Below are 16,188 nucleotides of genomic sequence, written 5' to 3' on the forward strand. Positions count from 1 at the left end.
GCGAGAATTCAGCCGACCTTCGGGGTGGCGCGGTCGATGATCGGGGCGACGTCCAGGCCTGGTGGGAGGGTGCCGAAGGCGCCGCCCCAGTCGCCGGCCAGGCGGGTCGCGCAGAAGGCGTCGGCTACGGCCAGGTGACCGTGTCTGAACAGCAGTGATGCCTGTAGGACTAGTGCCAGGCGCTCGGCTACTCGGCGGGCGCGGTACTCGATTGTGGACGTGTCGGTGAAGCTTTCCTTGGTCTCCTTGATAGCCGCGTCTAGGCGCTTGTCGGCCCCTTGGGAGAGGGCTACTTCTTCGAAGAATGCCTCTAGGGTTTGCGGTTCGCGTAGCGTGGCGCGGAGGAGATCGAGGGCGGCTACGTTGCCGGAGCCCTCCCAGATGGAGTTCAGGGGGGACTCGCGGAAGAGGCGGGGCATGCCGGACTCTTCTACGTAGCCGTTGCCGCCCAGGCATTCGAGGGCCTCGGCGGCGTGCGCGGGCCAGCGCTTGCAGATCCAGTACTTGCTGACGGCCAGGCCGAGGCGCTTGAAGGCGGTCTCGGACTCGTTGCCGCGCACCGAGCGGTCGGTGGCGCCCGCGAGGCGCAGCATCGTGGTCGTGGCGGCCTCGGACTCGATCGCGAGGTCCGCCAGGACGTTGCGCATCAGCGGCTGGTCGATCAGCGGGCGGCCGAACGCCGAGCGGTGCGCCGCATGGTGCGCGGCGGTGGTCACGCCGAGCCGCATTCCGGACGCGGCGCCGATCACGCAGTCCAGGCGGGTCATGTTGACCATCTCGATGATGGTGCGGACGCCGCGGCCCTCGTCCCCGACCCGCCACGCGACCGCCTCGTCGTACTCCACCTCGGAGGACGCGTTGGACCTGTTGCCGAGCTTGTCCTTCAGCCGCATCAGGCGCAGCGGGTTGAGGCCGCCGTCCGGCAGGACGCGGGGGACGAGGAAGCAGGTCAGGCCGCCGGGCGCCTGGGCGAGGGTGAGGAACACGTCGCACATCGGGGCGCTGGTGAACCACTTGTGGCCGACGAGCCGGTACGTCCCGTCCGGCTGGGGGGCGGCCGTGGTGGTGTTGGCGCGGACGTCCGAGCCGCCCTGCTTCTCGGTCATGGACATGCCGGCGAGGAGCGCGGTCTTGGTGAGCGGGGGCCGCAGCCCGAAGTCGTACTCCGGCCTGGCCAGGAGCGGCTCGTACTGGGCGGCCAGCTCCGGTGACTGCCGCAGGGCCGGGACGGCGGCGTAGGTCATCGAGACGGGGCAGCCGTGGCCCGCGTCGACGCGCCAGGTGTAGAACTTCGCGGCGCGGGCGACGTGGGCGCCCTCGCGTGTGTCGGTCCACGCCGAGCCGTGCAGGCCGTGCGTCACGGCGACGGTCATCAGCTCGTGCCACGCCGGGTGGAACTCGACCTCGTCGATTCGGTGCCCGCAGCGGTCATGGGTGCGCAGGACGGGCGGGTGCTCGTTGGCGAGGCGTCCCCACTCCTGGGCCCGCACGGTGCCGGCCAGGCGGCCGAGCTCGCGCACCTCGGCCTCGGCCCATCCGGCGCCCTCGCGGTGCAGCCCGTCCAGCAGGGCCGCGTCGTCGGACACGTCGTGCCCGGCGAGCGGGGGGACCTGGTTGAACACCTCGTGCGTCACGCGCTCTCCCAACGTTCAGGCCGTCGACCCGCAGAATACAGAACGCGGTTCGGGCATCAGGTTGATCATGCTCGTGGGGTGGGAGGACGTCCATCCTCCTCAGGTGGTGTGGCGATCTCGTCCGCGCGGCGGATTGTCCGGCGCCGCCAGGGGCATACCGTCGGAATCATGAGTCAGTCCGGTCCGCATCCCGAGCGGCCCGCCCCGTGCCGCCCGCCAGAGCGGCGGCGGGACGCCGGCCCCGCCCCCGAGCCGGTCGACGTGACGACCGCGCCCGGCACCGGGCGGACGTCCGACACGGTGCGGGCGTCCGACGCCGAGCGCGAGGCCGTCGTCGAGCGGCTGCGGATCGCCTCGGTGGAGGGGCGGCTCACCTTCGAGGAGCTGACCGAGCGCACCGAGGCCGCCTACGCGGCCGTCGCGCGCGGCGACCTCGAACTCATCACCGCCGACCTGCCCGGCATGGGCGCGCCCGGCGCCAACCCCGCGCCCGCGCAGGTCAAGCGCAGGTTCAGTGCGGTCATGGGGGACTGCAAGGAGCGCATCGTCGGCCGCATCGACGGCCCGCTGGAGGCCGTGTCGGTGATGGGCGACGTCGAACTCGACCTGCGCGGCGCCCAGGTCCCCACCGGCGAGGTGCACATCGCCGTGACCGCCGTGATGGGCGACGTCAAGATCATCGTCCCGGACGGCGTCAGCATCGTGCTGACCGGGCACAACTTCCTCGGCGACCGGCGGGTCGCGGTCCGCGACCCGCATCCCGGCGCCCGCGTCCCCGTCGTGCGCGTCACCGCGCACGCCGTGATGGGCGACATCAAGATCGTCGACGACGCGCACCACGGCCCGCTCCGCAACGCCCTCACCACCTGGTGGAAGGACCGCCGTTAGGGGTGGGGTCAGCGGGTGTCGTCGTGCGCTTCGGCCTCTTCGACGCCCTCCTCGTCGGGCTGCAGCGTGTCGGGGTGCTCGTATCTCACGCCGGGGGTGCCGGTGCCGCTGGTCCGCTCCCCGCCCGGGACGGTGCGGCCGCGGGCGTCGGAGCGCTCGTTCACCGGGGCGAAGCGGCGGTCGTCGGTCTCTTCGGGCTCATGGCCGGTCTCCTCGCGCGTCATGGCCGTCCGCATACCCGGCGACCGGCGCCTCGAACGCCCGGTCAGACCGCGGTCGCCGCGCGGGCGGGCTCCAGGGCCTCGGCGTAGCGGCGGACGATCAGGTCGGCGACCTCCGGCGCCGCGCCGAGGGCGGGGGAGACCGCGGCGGCGCCCGCGGCCAGGGACTCCCGGCGGACCTTGTCGGCGAAGTGGCCCGGAGCGAGGATGTAGGAGGCCACCGCCACGCGCGGCGCCCCCGCCTCCAGCAGGGACCGCACCGCTTCGGCCGGCGCCGGGCGGGCCGCCGTCGCGTACGCCGGGACGACGTCCCGCCAGCCCCGCGCGCGCCACCGCCGCGCCAGCCGCGCGATGGTGGCGTTGGCGGACGCGTCGCTGGAGCCCGCCGAGGCGAGGACGACGGCCGTGTCCGGGTCGCCGGGCGCCACGCCCGCGTCGGCCAGGCGCCGCTCCAGGGCGTCCAGCAGCAGCGGGTGCGGGCCCAGCGTGCCCGCCGTGCGCAGGACGAGCCGCGGGTGCCGGCCGCGCACCCGGTTCAGCACGCCCGGGATGTCGGTCTTGCTGTGGTAGGCCGCGGTGAGGAGCAGGGGCAGCACGACCGCCTCGTCCGCGCCGTCCCCGGCCAGGCCGTCCAGCACCCGGTCGGGGGCGGGCGGCGCGTGGTCCAGGAACGAGGCGTGCACGGGCACGTCCGGGCGGCGCGCCCGGACGGCGTCGAGCAGCGCGGCGACGGTCGCGGCGGCGCGGGGGTCCCTGCTGCCGTGCGCCACCGCGACCATGGGGGCGCTCACAGGTGGATGCCGCACTCGGTCTTGCCCATCCCGGCCCACCGGCCGCTGCGCGGGTCCTCGCCGGGCGCGACCGGGCGGGTGCACGGCGCGCAGCCGATCGACGGGTAGCCGTCGTAGTGCAGCGGGTTGACGAGCACCCCGTTGTCCTCGATGTAGTTGTCCATGTCCTCCTGGGACCAGCCGAGGATCGGGTTCACCTTGACCATGCCGCGCTTGCGGTCCCACTCGACGACCCGGCGGTCGCGGCGGCTGGCGGTCTCGTCCCGGCGGATGCCGCTGAACCAGGCCATGTAGCCCTCCAGCGCGCGGCCGAGCGGCTCCACCTTCCGCAGGTGGCAGCACAGGTCGGGGTTGCGGCCGTACAGGCGCGGGCCGAGCGCGGCCTCCTGCTCCTCCACCGTGCGGGACGGGGTGACGTCGATGACGTTCACCGGGTAGACGGCCTCGACGGCGTCGCGCGTCCCGACCGTCTCGGCGAAGTGGTAGCCGGTGTCGACGAACAGCACGTCGATGCCCGGCTTCACCTTCGACACGAGGTGGATCAGGGCCGCGTCCGACATGGAGGACGTGAGGCAGATGCGGTCGCCGAACGTCGCGACCGCCCACCGGATGACCTCCAGCGTGGGGGCGCCCTCCAGGGCCGCGGCGGCCGACTCGACGATGTCCTGAAGGTCGAGGGTGGGTCTGTCGGTCTCCAGCAGGGTCACCGGGGGACCTCCTTGCTCGCGGCGCGGGGAGCGCCGACACCGAGGAACTTCAGGCTGAAGGAACGCAGGCAGTCGGGGCAGAACCAGGCCCCGGGGTTCTCGTCCCGGGGTTCGAGGCTCTCCTCGCCGCAGTAGGGGCAGTGGAACGGCGCCATCCGCTCGCTCATGCGAGATCAGCCCCGTTCACTTGAGGTCCGCCTCGTCGGCGCGGTGCACCCACTCGGCGAAGGTCTCGCCGCCGGTGCGCTGCTCGTCGAACCGGCGCACGACGCGCTCGACGTAGTCGGTGAGCCCGGCCGAGGTGGTCTTGAGCCCGCGGACCTTCTTGCCGAACGACGCGCCGAGCCGCCCGCCGAGGTGGATCTGGAAGCCCTCGACCTGCTCGCCGTCGTCGTCCACGACGAGCTGGCCCTTCAGGCCGATGTCGGCGACCTGGATGCGGGCGCAGGCGTTCGGGCAGCCGTTGACGTTGATCGTCAGCGGCTGGTCGAAGTCGGGGAGCCGCTCCTCCAGCTCGTCGATCAGGTCCATCGCGCGCTGCTTGGTGTCGACGATGGCGAGCTTGCAGTACTCGATGCCCGTGCACGCCATCGTCTGGCGGCGGAACGTGGACGGCCGGACCTGGAGGTCGTGTTCGGCCAGCGCGTCGGCGAGCGCCTCGGTCCGCTCCTGCGGGACGTCCAGGATGACCATCTTCTGCTCGTTGGTCGTGCGGACGCGGCCGGAGCCGTAGCGCTCGGCGAGATCGCCGATGACGCCGAGCAGCTCGCCGTCGACCCGCCCGACGCGGGGCGCGAACCCGACGTAGTAGGCGCCGTCCTTCTGCGGGTGGATCCCGACGTGGTCGCGGCGGGCGAGCGGCGCGGCGGGCTCGGGGCCGTCCGGCAGCGCGTACCCGAGGTACTCCTTCTCCAGCACCTCGCGGAACTTCGCGGCGCCCCAGTCCTTCACCAGGAACTTCAGCCGGGCGCGGCTGCGCAGCCGCCGGTAGCCGTAGTCGCGGAAGATGGAGGTGACGCCGTGCCACACCTCGCTGGTCTGCTCGGGCTTGACGAACACGCCGAGGCTCTGCGCGAACATCGGGTTGGTGGACAGGCCTCCGCCGACGAACACTTGGTAGCCGGTCTCGCCCGCCTCGTTCACCACGCCCGTGAACGCGATGTCGTTGATCTCGTGGACGGTGCAGTGCGACGTGCAGCCCGACATCGCCGTCTTGAACTTGCGCGGCAGGTTGGAGAACTCGGGGGAGCCGATGAAGCGGTCGTGGATCTCGCGCAGGTCCGGCGTCGCGTCCACGACCTCGTCGGCCGCGATCCCGGCCAGCGGACAGCCGATGATCACCCGGGGGACGTCGCCGCACGCCTCCGTCGTGTGCAGCCCGACCGCCTCCAGCGCCTCCCAGATCGCGGGGACGTCCTCGATCCGCACCCAGTGCAGCTGGACGTTCTGGCGGTCGGTGATGTCGGCGGTGCCCCGCGCGTACCGGGTGGAGACGTCCGCGATGGTGCGCAGCTGGGGGCCGCTCAGCTGACCGCCGTCGATGCGCACCCGCATCATGAAGTAGCGGTCCTCGAGCTCCTCGTCCTCCAGCGCGCCGGTCCTGCCGCCGTCGATGCCGGGCTTGCGCTGGGTGTACAGGCCCATCCAGCGGAACCGGCCGCGCAGGTCGGACGGGTCGATCGAGTCGAAGCCGCTCTTGGAGTAGATGTCGATGATCCGGCGGCGGACGTTCAGGCCGTCGTCGTTCTTCTTGTTCTCCTCGTTCTTGTTGAGCGGTTCGCGGTAGCCGAGGGCCCACTGGCCCTCGCCCTTCTTGCGTTTGGTCGCGGGTGGCACGGCGCGCGTCCTCATCTGTGGTCGTGAGGGACGCGCGGCGCACCGGCGCTCTGAGGCAGCCGGCTCGACGCTGAGCGGGATGAAGTCAAAGGTGACGCCGATGCGCCACGCGCCCGGCTGTACAGGGGCGTGGTCGGAGCGTCACCTACAGATCGCGCTGCGGACGCGGAGGAAGTCGACGTGCCGGCGCTTGGCCAGCAACGGGTCCGCGGCAGTCATACCCGAACTGTGACATGCCGTCTCGCGGACTGTCCAGTGACGTCCGGCATGCGGACGCGTGAGATGCGTCATCCCTGCCGCCTCCAGTTCACCGGAGGCTCGGCCTTCCCGCCGGACGCGGGGTCAGCGCGCCGGCCGGGGGCGGCGTCCTCGGGGGCGGCGGGCGCGGGGTGGTGCTGGCAGTCGCACCAGGAGCCGCCACGGCACTCCTCGTGGTGGCGCTCTCGGCACGACTGGCAGATCATGTCTTCCATTGTCACCCATGGAGGCAAATGCCCGGTTCGCCGGGCGACCGCGTGTGGATGATCATGGTCCGCGAAACGTTCTGTGCCGTCATAGCGGGTATGGGCCAAGGGATGTGCACGGAACGGGCGGCGCGCCTGCGGAACCACCGGGCGGGGGAGGGGATCGGCACGCCACGCGCGGAGCGGACCAGTGAAGTGGGCGACGCGGCATGTTCCGGGCGCGCGACCCTCTACGGTGGGGCGGTGTGACCACCGTCTCCGACGCAGCGGGCGCCTCCCGGGCTGGGGATCCGCCCTCCGGAAAAGACCCGGAGGGCCCGCAGCGGCGCCTGCGCGACCGCCTGAACGCGCGCGTGCGCGCCGACGCGCGGGCCGCCGCGGGGATCGCCTGGACGCTGACCAAGGGCACCGCCATCGGCGGGTTCCGCTACCGGGTCACCGGGCTGGCGGCGGAGGCCGCGTTCTTCGCCCTGCTGTCGATGCCTCCCCTCGTCATCGGGCTCATCGGCACGATGGGCCACCTGCGCGGCCTGTTCGGCACGGAGACGATCGCCGAGGTGCGCGCCTGGGTGATCGAGCACTCCCAGACGGTGCTGACCGGCCCGACCGTCAAGACGGTCGTCGTCCCGCTCATCGACGACGTGATCAGGGGCGGCAGCCCCGACATCGTGTCGGTCAGCTTCCTGATCTCGCTGTGGGCGGGGTCGCGGGCGACGAACGTCTACGTCGACACGATCACGATCGCCTACGGGCTGTCGGGCGTGCGCGGCGTGATCCGCACCCGGCTGCGCGCGTTCGTGCTCTACCTCATCGGGCTGCTGACCCTGATCGTCGTGGTCCCGATGCTGGTGGCCGGGCCCGCGCTGGTCCGCCAGGCGCTGCCGGAGAGCACCGAGGCCGTCCAGGCGCTGTACTGGCCGGTCGTGGTGAGCGTGTCGATCGTCTTCCTCTCGCTGCTGTACCACATGAGCGTCCCGGTGCGGACGTCCTGGTGGCGCCAGACGCCCGGCGCGGCGCTGGCGCTGCTGATCTGGATCGTGGGCAGCTTCGTCCTGCGGATCTACCTGGCCGGCTCGCTGAGCGGGGTGTCGGTGTACGGGTCGCTGGCCGCCGCGATCGCGCTGCTGGCCTGGCTGTACGTGGCGGCGCTCGCGGTGCTGATCGGGGCCGCGCTGAACGCCGAGATCGACCGCCTGTGGCCCAGCGGGGACACCGCCCGGATCCGCGCCGAGCTGGAGGCGCAGGCCGACCAGGTGCCGCGGGACCAGGGCGCGACGGGTAAAAACCACTCCGTTTGAGGTCCTGAAAAGGGCAAACATGTCGTAGCCTCGCGTGACATGACCCCCCGTGAGGAGACCGGCCGGCTCCGGACCGTGACCGGCACGATCGCGACGTCCGACATCACCGGGCCGGTGCTCTCCCACGAGCACCTCCAGCTGGACCTGCGCTGGCCGGCGCGCCCCCAGCTCGCCTCCTCCGACCCGAACCGGTGGCTGGACGAGGAGAAGGCCGTCCAGCGGGAGCTGAACGGCCTGCGCAAGGACCACGGCCTCGGCCTCGTCGTCGACCTCACCTGCTCGGGCATGGGCCGCAACGCCGCCGCCCTCGCCCGCATCAGCGCCGGCGCCCGGGTTGCGGTGGTCGCCGGGACGGGCGTGTTCACCGAGCCGTTCCACCCCGCGTACGTGCGCGAGGTCCTCGCCGCCGGGGCGGCCCCCGCGCCCCCCGGATTCGAGGCGGACCGCGACGAGGCCGGGTACCCGGGCCCGTCGGCGGTCGACCGGCTCGCGGAGCGCCTGCTCGCCGAGGTCGGCTTCGGCATGGACGGAACGAACTCGCTGCCCGGCGTCATCGGCGAGATCGGCACCTGGGGGGAGGCGCCGACCGAGACCGAGGAGCTGTGCCTGCGCGCCGCGGCCCAGGCGGGCCGCTACTCCGGCCTGTCGGTCGCGACCTACGGGCGCGCGGGCCTCGCCCAGCTGGAGATCCTCACCTCCGCCGGGCTGCCCCCCGGGCGCGTCGCGGTGGGGCAGCAGGACCGGGTGGACGACCCCGCCCAGCACCGCAAGATCGCCGAGTCGGGCGGGTACGTCTCGTTCGGCACGCTCGGCCTCGCGGGGGAGGACGCCTCCGCCGTCGGCGCCCGCGTCCGCCGGGTGCTGGACCTGCTGGAGGCCGGGCACGCCGACCGGGTGCTGCTGAGCACCGGGGTTGCCCGGATGGCCCAGGTCGGCCGCTACGGCGGCGCTGGTTTCGGGTACCTGTTCGACACGTTCCTGCCCGCGCTGCGCGCCGCGGGCGCCGACGAGGCGACCCTCGGCGCGATCCTGCACGACAACCCGCTGCGGTGGCTCACCGGTTCCTGAGCGGGTAGGGGAACCCCTGGAAGGGGGTGCGTCCGATGCCCTGGAACCGTCCCGCGGGACGAGGCGCCAGGCGGGCGGCGACCGTCCGGCTCCCCTACACCGACCGCTCCGAGGCGGGCCGGGTGCTCGCCGCCCGACTCGCCACGATGGGGCTGGACGGGGCCGTGGTCCTCGCGCTGCCGCGCGGAGGCGTCCCCGTCGGCTACGAGATCGCGCGGCACCTCGAAGCCACGCTCGACGTGCTGGTGACCCGCAAGATCGGCTATCCGCCGCAGCCGGAGCTCGGCGTCGGCGCGATCGCCGAGGGCGGCGCCCCGGTGTTCGACGAGGGTCTGCTCGCCCGCCTCGGGCTCCGCGCGGACGACCTGGCCCCCACCGTGGAGGCCGAGCGCGCGGAACTGGACCGCCGGGTGACGGCCTACCGGCGCGGCCGGCCGCTGCCGCCGGTCGCCGGGCGGCCGGTGATCGTGGTGGACGACGGGCTCGCCACCGGCGGCACCGCCCGCGCGGCCGTGCGGGCGGTGCGTGGGCGCGGGCCGTCCCGGCTGGTCCTCGCGGTGCCGGTGGGCGCCGCCGAGACCGTCCGGAGCCTGGAGGCGGAGGTGGACGACCTGGTGGTGCCGGTCGCGCCCTGGGACTTCCAGGCCGTGGGGCAGTGGTACCGCGACTTCGGGCAACTCGGCGACGCCGACGTGACGGCCTGGCTGGAGCGCGCCGGACGGCCGGGCGGCGGCCCCGCGGACGGGCCCGCGGAGCCGGGCCGGGCGTGAGCGGCGGTGCCGGTCCGGACGTGAACCGCCGGATGCCGGGACTGAATGGTCCCCCGCGGATTTTCGGGAAATGGCCACATCGGCGGGGCCGGTGCGGTAAAAGGGCGGCCGGCCGAATGTCGTGGAACGATGTGACCGGGTCGCAACGCAGATGTGACGGAGAACCCGGGCCCGGTCGGGATGGACCGGGCCCGGGCAACGCAAACGGCCCCGCGGGGCGGGGCCGTGACGTTTTACAGGTGGCGTGCCGGGGTTCGCGATGGGAGCGTTTCGGCGATCTGCGCCTTCGTTCAGGCGGCGTTGGCGCGACGCATGCGGCGACGGCGCTCGGACGCGCGCTCGTCCTCGTTCAGGCCGCCCCAGGTGCCGTACTTCTCGGGCCGGGACACCGCGTAGTCCAGGCAGTCCGTACGGACCGGGCAGCCCATGCAGATCTGCTTGGCCTTGCGCTCGCGGATCTCGCGCTCGGGCTGGCGCTCGCCGTCGGGGCCGAAGAAGAGGACGAGGTCTTCCCCCCGGCACGCCGCGGCGTCCTGCCAGCCCCAGCTGGGACGAGGGAGGTTTGCCTGCCGACGTACCTGAGCCATGGAACACCCACCTTGATTGGTTTCGAACAAATTCGGGACATGGACGCTCGACGTACTTCGGATGACAAGAGTCAGAGAAGCGCCGAATGTTCCAACGTCTGGAGTTGCCGCTCTGTTCCCCGTCCGGTTACTCCGGAAACCTGGGGACGTGCGACAGGGAGACCCTCGAATGGGGCCTCAAGGAGATTACACGAGGGCCGCCTCGTTGAGAAGGGTGAGTTCCCTAACAACGTAGGTTCTCTGGTTCTCCCCGCAGTCGGTGCCGCACGGGTCGGGCTGCTGGACGGCCTCCACGACCACCCGGTAACGGCTCCGCCTCAGGAGAACAACCGCTTCGTGCCGGCTTGTTCCGGGGATTCCAGTGATCGACGCCACGGTCACGTCGTCCACCCCGAGCCGTCCCGTGTGCGCGCGGACGAAGTGCTCCGCGGCCTGCGCGGGCTCGGGCGCTCCCGCCCGCCCGCGCAGCCTGGGGAGGGCGACCTCGCCCCGCAGGTAGGCGTCCGCCGCCGCGTTCGCCTCCGCTTCGCCGAGGTCGCCGTACGAGAATCCGTGGGGAAGACATACCAAATTCGCCGCAAATCGGTCACCGCCGACATGGGTGGTTTCCCAGATCAGGCGGTCGAAACGCGTCGCGAGAAAACGGGCCAGCGGAGCACCGGTGCGGGCGCAGCAGGCGTTGCGGCGCCCGTGCGTGCAGACCAGCAGGACCGGCTCGCCCGTCCGCTCGCCCAGGCCCGGGGACCGGCCCTCCGCGAGCGCGTCCAGGTCGAGCGCCGCCAGTTCGTCCGGATCGGCCAGCTCGCGCCCCTCGATCCAGGCCTCGCCCCCGCGGGAGGACGCGGCGTAGACCTGGAACGGCGGGGTGGCGCGCCGGCGGCCCGGCCGGCGGATCAGCTGCGGACGGACGCCCGCCTTCTTCGCCGCCCGCACGGCCTCGGCGACCGGCGCCGGGTCGGCGAGGTCCTCGACGCGCTCGGGCCAGGGGCCCGGGTGCTCGATCAGCAGCCAGGCGCCCGCCTTCACGGTCGCGGTCGCCAGGCACGGCCGCTCGCCGGTGTGGCTCCCCGGGCAGTGTCCGCAGCTTCTGCCGCGCGTCACGCAGTCCCCCCGCCGATCTTCGTACATCCCCGTCGAGCTGAAAACGATTAGGTAAGGGTAACCTAAGGCGCGACGGTCAAACCAGGCGGGGCGGCTAGCAGCGCTTCCGCCGCGGGCAGAGCGGCCTCCCGGTCGGCCGCCACGAGGCCGATCCGGGTGCGCCGGTCCAGGAGATCGCCCGCGTCGAGGGCGCCCTCGTGCAGCACGCCCCACGCCAGCTCCGCGCCGGTCACCGGCAGCCCGGCGACGACCGGCTCCAGCAGCGCCGCGTCCCGCCGCCCCAGGGCGGCCAGTAGCGGCGCCTCGGTGCCGTACCGCTGGACGAGCCGGGTAGGCGCGTCCAGGGCGTCCAGCCGTCGGCGCGGAGCCGCGCCGACGAGGGGCAGCCGCGCGGTGCGGCAGGGGCCGGCGGGAAGCCCGCGGGCGCGCACGACCGCGTCCACGGCGTCCTCGGCCATGCGCCGGTAGGTGGTCAGCTTGCCGCCGACGATCGTCACGACGCCGTCCCGGGACGTCAGGACGGCGTGCCTGCGGGAGATGTCGGCGGTGTCGCCGCCGTGGCCGACGTCCAGCAGGGGCCGCAGGCCGGCGTACGCGCCGGCGACGTCGGCGCGCCGCACCGGGACGTCCAGCGCCGAGTCCAGGACGTCGAGCAGGAAGCCGATCTCGCCCTCGGTGGGCTCCGGTACGTCCGGGACGGGCCCGTCCGCGGGCTCGTCGGTGAGGCCGACGTAGACGCGGCCGTCGCCCTGCGGGAGCACGAGCACGAACCGGTTGCCCGCCCCCGGGATGGGGACGTGCATCGCGGCGGTGAGCCCGCGCAGCGCCTCGGCCCGCAGCACCAGGTGGGTGCCGCGGGACGGGCGCAGCCGCACCCCGTCCACCAGGCCGCCCGCCCACACCCCGGCGGCGTTCACCACCGCGCGCGCCCGCACGGTGGTCTCGCGGCCGGTGAGCTCGTCGCGGATCAGGGCGCCGTCGCCGGTCAGCTCGACCGCGCGGCAGCGGGTGAGGATCCGGGCGCCGTGCCCGGCGGCGGTCCGGGCGAGCGCGGTGACGAGGCGGGCGTCGTCGGCGAGCTGCCCGTCCCACGACAGCAGCCCGCCGCGCAGCCCGTGGGGCCGCAGGGCGGGCGCGAGCCGCAGCGTCTCGACCGCCGACAGCCGGCGCGGGCCCGGCAGGACCGAGCGCGGGGTGCGGGCGGCGAGCCGCAGCAGGTCCCCGGCGCGCATGCCGGCCGCGGCCAGCAGCGCCTGCGAGCGGGACACCAGCGGGGTCAGCGGCAGCACGAACGGGAGCGCCCGCACCAGGTGCGGGGCGGTGCGCAGCATCAGCGCGCCGCGCTCGACCGCGCTCTCGTGCGCGACGTCCACCTGCCCGGAGGCCAGGTAGCGCAGCCCGCCGTGGATCAGCTTGGAGCTCCAGCGCGACGTGCCGAACGCCAGGTCGCGGGCGTCGACCGCGGCGACCGACAGGCCGCGGGAGGCGGCGTCCAGCGCGGCGCCCGCGCCGGTGGCGCCGAGGCCGACGACCAGCACGTCCACCACCTCGCCGGGCAGTTCGGCGAGCTCGCGCTCCCTGCGCGCGGCGTTGAGCGAGGTCCGCGGATCGGGTCCGGCTGCGTTCACGGTGCGAGCATCCTCTCCAGGATGTGGCGGAGTTCGGCGTCGAGGGCGTCCGCGTCGACCCCGGGCGGCCCCGCGTCGATCATGATCTGCGCGGAGAGCCCGAACGACTGGACGACCAGCAGGAGCGCGCGGGCCTGGAGCGCGGGGTCGCCCGCCCGGACGGTGCCGTCCCGCTGGCCGGCGGAGATCGCCTCCTCGAACCCGGCGAGGAAGGATCGCTGGCTGGCGCCGCAGCGGTCCAGCAGGTAGGGCAGCAGCAGCTCCGGGTCGACCTCGATGATCTTGCGGAGCAGCGGGTGGTCGCGGAACGTCCGCACGCCGGTGACCAGGCCGTCCACCAGCCGGGGCCGGACGGGGCGGCCGTCGTCGAGGGGCCGCAGCGCGTCGCCGATCCCCGTCCACTCGCGGGTCATCAGGTCGGCGACGATGGTGCGGACGTCCGGCCAGCGCCGGTAGAGGGTCATCCGCGAGACGCCGGCCCGGCGCGCGATGTCGGTCAGCGTCGTGCGCCGCACCCCGACCGCGAGCACGCAGTCGCGGGCGGCGTCGAGCACGGTGTCGTCGGCGGTCCGCGCCGCCGGCCTGTTGTGACGATTCGACGTCATGTGTCACAGTGTAAGCCACCAGGAAGCCGGGGCGGCGAGGGAGGCGGGCGTGGAGACGCGCGACATGCTGTGGAGCGGCTGGGGCGACCCGGCGAAGGCGGCGCCGCTGCCCGAGCCGATGGTCGGCCTGCTGCGCGACCTGCTCGGCGTGCGGCCCGCCGAGGAGCCGCCGGCCGTGCTGACCGGCGTCCGGGTCGCCGAGCCCCGGCTGTCCGGGGACGACCTGGCCGCGCTCGCCGCCGCCGTGGGGGACGGGAACGTCCGCGTCGAGGCCGAGGCGCGGATCCGGCACACGCGCGGCAAGTCCACGTCCGACCTGCTGCGCATCCGGGCCGGTGACGCCGCCGACGCGCCGGACGCGGTCGTCCTGCCCGGCACCCACGACGAGGTGCTCGCCGTGCTGGAGGCGTGCGCCGGGCGGCGGATCGCCGTCGTCCCGTTCGGCGGTGGCACCTCGGTCGTCGGCGGGCTGGCGCCGGAGGGCGTGGACGCCTTCGTCGCCCTCGACCTGCGCCGCATGGACGGGCTCACCGAACTCGACGAGGTCTCCCGGACGGCCGTCCTGCAGCCCGGCCTGCGCGCCCCGGCGGCGGAGGCGCTCCTCAACGAGCGCGGCTACACGCTCGGGCACTTCCCGCAGTCCTACGAGTGGGCGTCGATCGGCGGGTTCGCGGCGGCGCGGTCGAGCGGGCAGGCTTCCGCCGGGTACGGGCGGTTCGACGACATGGTCGTCGGCCTCACCGTGGCCACCCCCGAGGGGACGCTCGACCTCGGGCGGGCGCCGAAGTCCGCCGCCGGGCCCGATCTGCGGCAGCTCGTCCTCGGCTCGGAGGGCGCGCTCGGCGTGATCACCTCCGTGCGGGTGCGGGTGCATCCCGTCCCGGCGGAGCGCGCGTACGAGGGCTGGCGGTTCGCCTCGTTCGACCAGGGCGCCGCCGCGCTGCGGCGCCTCGCCCAGGACGGCCCCCTCCCCGCGGTCCTGCGGCTGTCGGACGAGACCGAGACCATGGTCGGGCTGGCCGATCCGTCGGCCATCGGCGGCGGCTCCTCGGCGGCCGGGGCCCTGGCCGTCCTCGGCTTCGAGGGCGCCCCCGCCCATGTCGCCGACCGCCGGGCCGGGGCCGCGCGGGTGCTGCGCGAGGCCGGCGGCGAGCCCCTCGGCGCCGGGCCGGGGGAGAAGTGGGAGCACGGCCGCTTCAACGCCCCCTACCTGCGCGACTCCCTCCTGGACGTCGGCGCCTTCGTCGAGACGCTGGAGACCGCCGCCTTCTGGTCCGGCGTTCCCGCGCTGTACGAGGCCGTCCGGCAGGCGCTGATCGGGACGCTGTCGGGCGCCGGGACGCCGCCGCTGGTGATGTGCCACATCTCGCACGTGTATCCGACCGGCGCGTCCCTCTACTTCACGGTCGTGTCCGCGCAGGGGGAGGACCCCGTCGAGCACTGGGCCGCCGCCAAGCGCGCGGCCTGCGACGCGATCGTCGCGGCGGGCGGGACGATCAGCCATCATCACGGGGTGGGCACCGACCACCGTGACTGGTACGCCCGGGAGATCGGGCCGCTCGGCGCCGCCGTGCTGCGCGCCGTGAAGGACCGGGTCGATCCCGCCGGGATCCTCAACCCGGGCGTCCTCCTCCCGCCCGCGGAAAGGAAGTGAGCTCCGTGGGCGGGGATGAAGCGGGCAGAGTGCGCGGGGATGAAGCGGGCAGGGTGCGCGCGTTCACCGCGATCGTCAACCCGGCGGCGGGCGGCGCGTCCGCCTCGTGCCTGACGCCGCTCGCCCGGCTGCTGCGCGACGCGGGCGCCGAGGTCGACGTCGAGTACAGCCGCGGGATGGAGCACGCCGCCGGCGCCGCCCGCGCCGCCGCCGAGGCCGGCCGCGCGGTGCTCGGCGTCGGCGGGGACGGCCTGGTCGGCTGCGTCGGCGGGGCCCTGGCCGGGACGGACGCCCTCTTCGGGATCGTTCCCGCGGGCCGGGGCAACGACTTCGCGCGTCAGCTCGGCGTCCCGTCCGATCCGGAGCGGCTCGCCCCACTGCTGCTGGAGGGCGAGCCCCGCGCCGTCGACACGATCGACGCCAACGGGACGGCCGTGCTGGGCAGCGTCTACGCGGGCGTGGACGCTGTCGCCAACGACAACGCCAACCGGACGCGGCTGCTGCGCGGCTCCGCCGCCTACTACGTGGGGGCGCTACGCGCGATCGCCTCGTGGCGGCACGCCGACTACCTGATCACGGTGGACGGCGAGCGGCACCGGCGGGAGGGCTACACCGTCGTCGCCGCGAACTCCGGCTACTACGGGTTCGGCAAGCACATCGCCCCCGACGCGCGCGTGGACGACGGCCTGCTCGACGTCGTGCTGATCCGCAAGGCGCCGAGGACGCTGTTCTTCGCCGTCATGCGGGAGCTGGAGGCGGGGACGCACGTCCGGCGGCCCGAGGTGGAGGTCCTGCGCGGCCGCGAGGTGCGCATCGAGCTCGCCGAGGGGTCCGGCAGGACGCTCCCGTACGGCGCGGACGGGGAGCTGCCCGGGGTCCTCCCGGTCACCGCGCGGGTGATGCCGGGCGCGCTGCGCGTCCTGGCGCCCTGAGCCG

Annotated in this window: 17 protein-coding genes; 6 read left to right on the forward strand and 11 right to left on the reverse strand. The window is 74.1% G+C overall.

Translation table 11 applies throughout. The features are described from left to right. Positions 1-8: 8 nt before the first annotated feature. Positions 9-1,634 (reverse strand): acyl-CoA dehydrogenase family protein, encoded by a 1,626-nt coding sequence (locus BJY14_RS34970; RefSeq protein WP_179847508.1) that lies wholly within the window; start codon positions 1,632-1,634, stop codon positions 9-11. A 168-nt stretch (positions 1,635-1,802) separates the two neighbouring features. Between BJY14_RS34970 and BJY14_RS34975 the strand changes: the two genes are divergently transcribed. Then, on the forward strand, positions 1,803-2,522 hold the full coding sequence (locus BJY14_RS34975) for a DUF1707 SHOCT-like domain-containing protein (RefSeq protein ID WP_218905726.1): 720 nt from the start codon (positions 1,803-1,805) through the stop codon (positions 2,520-2,522). An 8-nt stretch (positions 2,523-2,530) separates the two neighbouring features. Here the strand turns inward: BJY14_RS34975 and BJY14_RS34980 are convergent, their stop codons facing one another. From BJY14_RS34980 to BJY14_RS35005, 6 genes are all read right to left on the reverse strand, one after another. Then, complete coding sequence (locus BJY14_RS34980) at positions 2,531-2,746, reverse strand: hypothetical protein (protein ID WP_179847509.1); 216 nt, start codon at positions 2,744-2,746, stop codon at positions 2,531-2,533. A gap of 41 nt (positions 2,747-2,787) precedes the next feature. Further along, the gene (locus tag BJY14_RS34985) at positions 2,788-3,522 is read right to left on the reverse strand and encodes a sirohydrochlorin chelatase (protein WP_179849835.1); all 735 of its coding nucleotides are present in this window, start codon (positions 3,520-3,522) and stop codon (positions 2,788-2,790) included. An 8-nt stretch (positions 3,523-3,530) separates the two neighbouring features. Further along, complete coding sequence (locus BJY14_RS34990) at positions 3,531-4,241, reverse strand: phosphoadenylyl-sulfate reductase (protein ID WP_179836186.1); 711 nt, start codon at positions 4,239-4,241, stop codon at positions 3,531-3,533. Continuing rightward, positions 4,238-4,408: an Insertion element protein gene (locus tag BJY14_RS34995; RefSeq protein WP_179847510.1), complete on the reverse strand. Its 171-nt coding sequence runs from the start codon at positions 4,406-4,408 to the stop codon at positions 4,238-4,240. Before BJY14_RS34995 ends, BJY14_RS34990 begins: the two co-directional genes overlap by 4 nt. Positions 4,409-4,424: 16 nt before the next feature. Beyond that, positions 4,425-6,092 carry a nitrite/sulfite reductase gene (locus BJY14_RS35000; protein ID WP_179847511.1) on the reverse strand — a complete coding sequence of 556 codons (1,668 nt, stop codon included), beginning with the start codon at positions 6,090-6,092 and terminating at the stop codon, positions 4,425-4,427. A gap of 272 nt (positions 6,093-6,364) precedes the next feature. Further along, complete coding sequence (locus BJY14_RS35005) at positions 6,365-6,541, reverse strand: hypothetical protein (RefSeq protein ID WP_179847512.1); 177 nt, start codon at positions 6,539-6,541, stop codon at positions 6,365-6,367. Positions 6,542-6,786: 245 nt separating this feature from the next. On the opposite strand from BJY14_RS35005, the gene BJY14_RS35010 reads away from it, so the two are divergent. From BJY14_RS35010 to BJY14_RS35020, 3 genes are read left to right on the forward strand one after another with little or no spacing between them, the layout of a single operon-like run. After that, positions 6,787-7,839 (forward strand): YihY/virulence factor BrkB family protein, encoded by a 1,053-nt coding sequence (locus tag BJY14_RS35010; protein ID WP_312879545.1) that lies wholly within the window; start codon positions 6,787-6,789, stop codon positions 7,837-7,839. 39 nt (positions 7,840-7,878) lie between these two features. Then, positions 7,879-8,907, forward strand: coding sequence for a phosphotriesterase family protein (locus BJY14_RS35015; protein ID WP_179847514.1), 1,029 nt, complete (start codon positions 7,879-7,881; stop codon positions 8,905-8,907). Between the two features lie 35 nt (positions 8,908-8,942). Next, entirely contained in the window at positions 8,943-9,677 is a 735-nt protein-coding gene (locus tag BJY14_RS35020; protein WP_179847515.1) for a phosphoribosyltransferase, read from the forward strand. A 290-nt stretch (positions 9,678-9,967) separates the two neighbouring features. On the opposite strand, the gene BJY14_RS35025 is transcribed toward BJY14_RS35020, so the two are convergent. The 4 genes from BJY14_RS35025 to BJY14_RS35040 all read right to left on the reverse strand — a co-directional run bounded on the left by BJY14_RS35025 (position 9,968) and on the right by BJY14_RS35040 (position 13,598). Continuing rightward, the gene (locus tag BJY14_RS35025) at positions 9,968-10,264 is read right to left on the reverse strand and encodes a WhiB family transcriptional regulator (protein WP_075901375.1); all 297 of its coding nucleotides are present in this window, start codon (positions 10,262-10,264) and stop codon (positions 9,968-9,970) included. A gap of 186 nt (positions 10,265-10,450) precedes the next feature. Beyond that, positions 10,451-11,365 (reverse strand): ferredoxin family protein, encoded by a 915-nt coding sequence (locus BJY14_RS35030; RefSeq protein ID WP_179847516.1) that lies wholly within the window; start codon positions 11,363-11,365, stop codon positions 10,451-10,453. Between the two features lie 62 nt (positions 11,366-11,427). Further along, entirely contained in the window at positions 11,428-12,993 is a 1,566-nt protein-coding gene (locus BJY14_RS35035) for a glycerol-3-phosphate dehydrogenase/oxidase (RefSeq protein WP_312879548.1), read from the reverse strand. Beyond that, positions 12,990-13,598: a TetR/AcrR family transcriptional regulator gene (locus tag BJY14_RS35040; protein WP_179847517.1), complete on the reverse strand. Its 609-nt coding sequence runs from the start codon at positions 13,596-13,598 to the stop codon at positions 12,990-12,992. The genes BJY14_RS35035 and BJY14_RS35040 overlap by 4 nt, the downstream gene beginning before the upstream one ends. Before the next feature lie 64 nt (positions 13,599-13,662). Here BJY14_RS35040 and BJY14_RS35045 point away from each other — a divergent pair, with 64 nt between their 5' ends. Continuing rightward, positions 13,663-15,252 carry an FAD-binding oxidoreductase gene (locus tag BJY14_RS35045; RefSeq protein ID WP_179849837.1) on the forward strand — a complete coding sequence of 530 codons (1,590 nt, stop codon included), beginning with the start codon at positions 13,663-13,665 and terminating at the stop codon, positions 15,250-15,252. A 29-nt stretch (positions 15,253-15,281) separates the two neighbouring features. Further along, a complete protein-coding gene (locus BJY14_RS47470) occupies positions 15,282-16,184 on the forward strand; it encodes a diacylglycerol kinase family protein (protein WP_218905728.1) in 903 nt (300 codons plus the stop codon). Positions 16,185-16,188 lie beyond the last annotated feature (4 nt).

The organism is Actinomadura luteofluorescens (assembly GCF_013409365.1).
GTDB lineage: Bacteria > Actinomycetota > Actinomycetes > Streptosporangiales > Streptosporangiaceae > Spirillospora > Spirillospora luteofluorescens.

Coding starts and splice junctions, on each gene's coding strand:
- BJY14_RS35020 (WP_179847515.1), top strand. CDS start 8,943: ATGCCCTGGAACCGTCCCGCGGGACGAGGCGCCAGGCGGGCGGCGACC.
- BJY14_RS35040 (WP_179847517.1), bottom strand. CDS start 13,598: ATGACGTCGAATCGTCACAACAGGCCGGCGGCGCGGACCGCCGACGAC.
- BJY14_RS34975 (WP_218905726.1), top strand. CDS start 1,803: ATGAGTCAGTCCGGTCCGCATCCCGAGCGGCCCGCCCCGTGCCGCCCG.
- BJY14_RS35045 (WP_179849837.1), top strand. CDS start 13,663: ATGCTGTGGAGCGGCTGGGGCGACCCGGCGAAGGCGGCGCCGCTGCCC.
- BJY14_RS35000 (WP_179847511.1), bottom strand. CDS start 6,092: ATGAGGACGCGCGCCGTGCCACCCGCGACCAAACGCAAGAAGGGCGAG.
- BJY14_RS35005 (WP_179847512.1), bottom strand. CDS start 6,541: ATGATCTGCCAGTCGTGCCGAGAGCGCCACCACGAGGAGTGCCGTGGC.
- BJY14_RS35025 (WP_075901375.1), bottom strand. CDS start 10,264: ATGGCTCAGGTACGTCGGCAGGCAAACCTCCCTCGTCCCAGCTGGGGC.
- BJY14_RS34985 (WP_179849835.1), bottom strand. CDS start 3,522: ATGGTCGCGGTGGCGCACGGCAGCAGGGACCCCCGCGCCGCCGCGACC.
- BJY14_RS34980 (WP_179847509.1), bottom strand. CDS start 2,746: ATGACGCGCGAGGAGACCGGCCATGAGCCCGAAGAGACCGACGACCGC.
- BJY14_RS35015 (WP_179847514.1), top strand. CDS start 7,879: ATGACCCCCCGTGAGGAGACCGGCCGGCTCCGGACCGTGACCGGCACG.
- BJY14_RS34995 (WP_179847510.1), bottom strand. CDS start 4,408: ATGAGCGAGCGGATGGCGCCGTTCCACTGCCCCTACTGCGGCGAGGAG.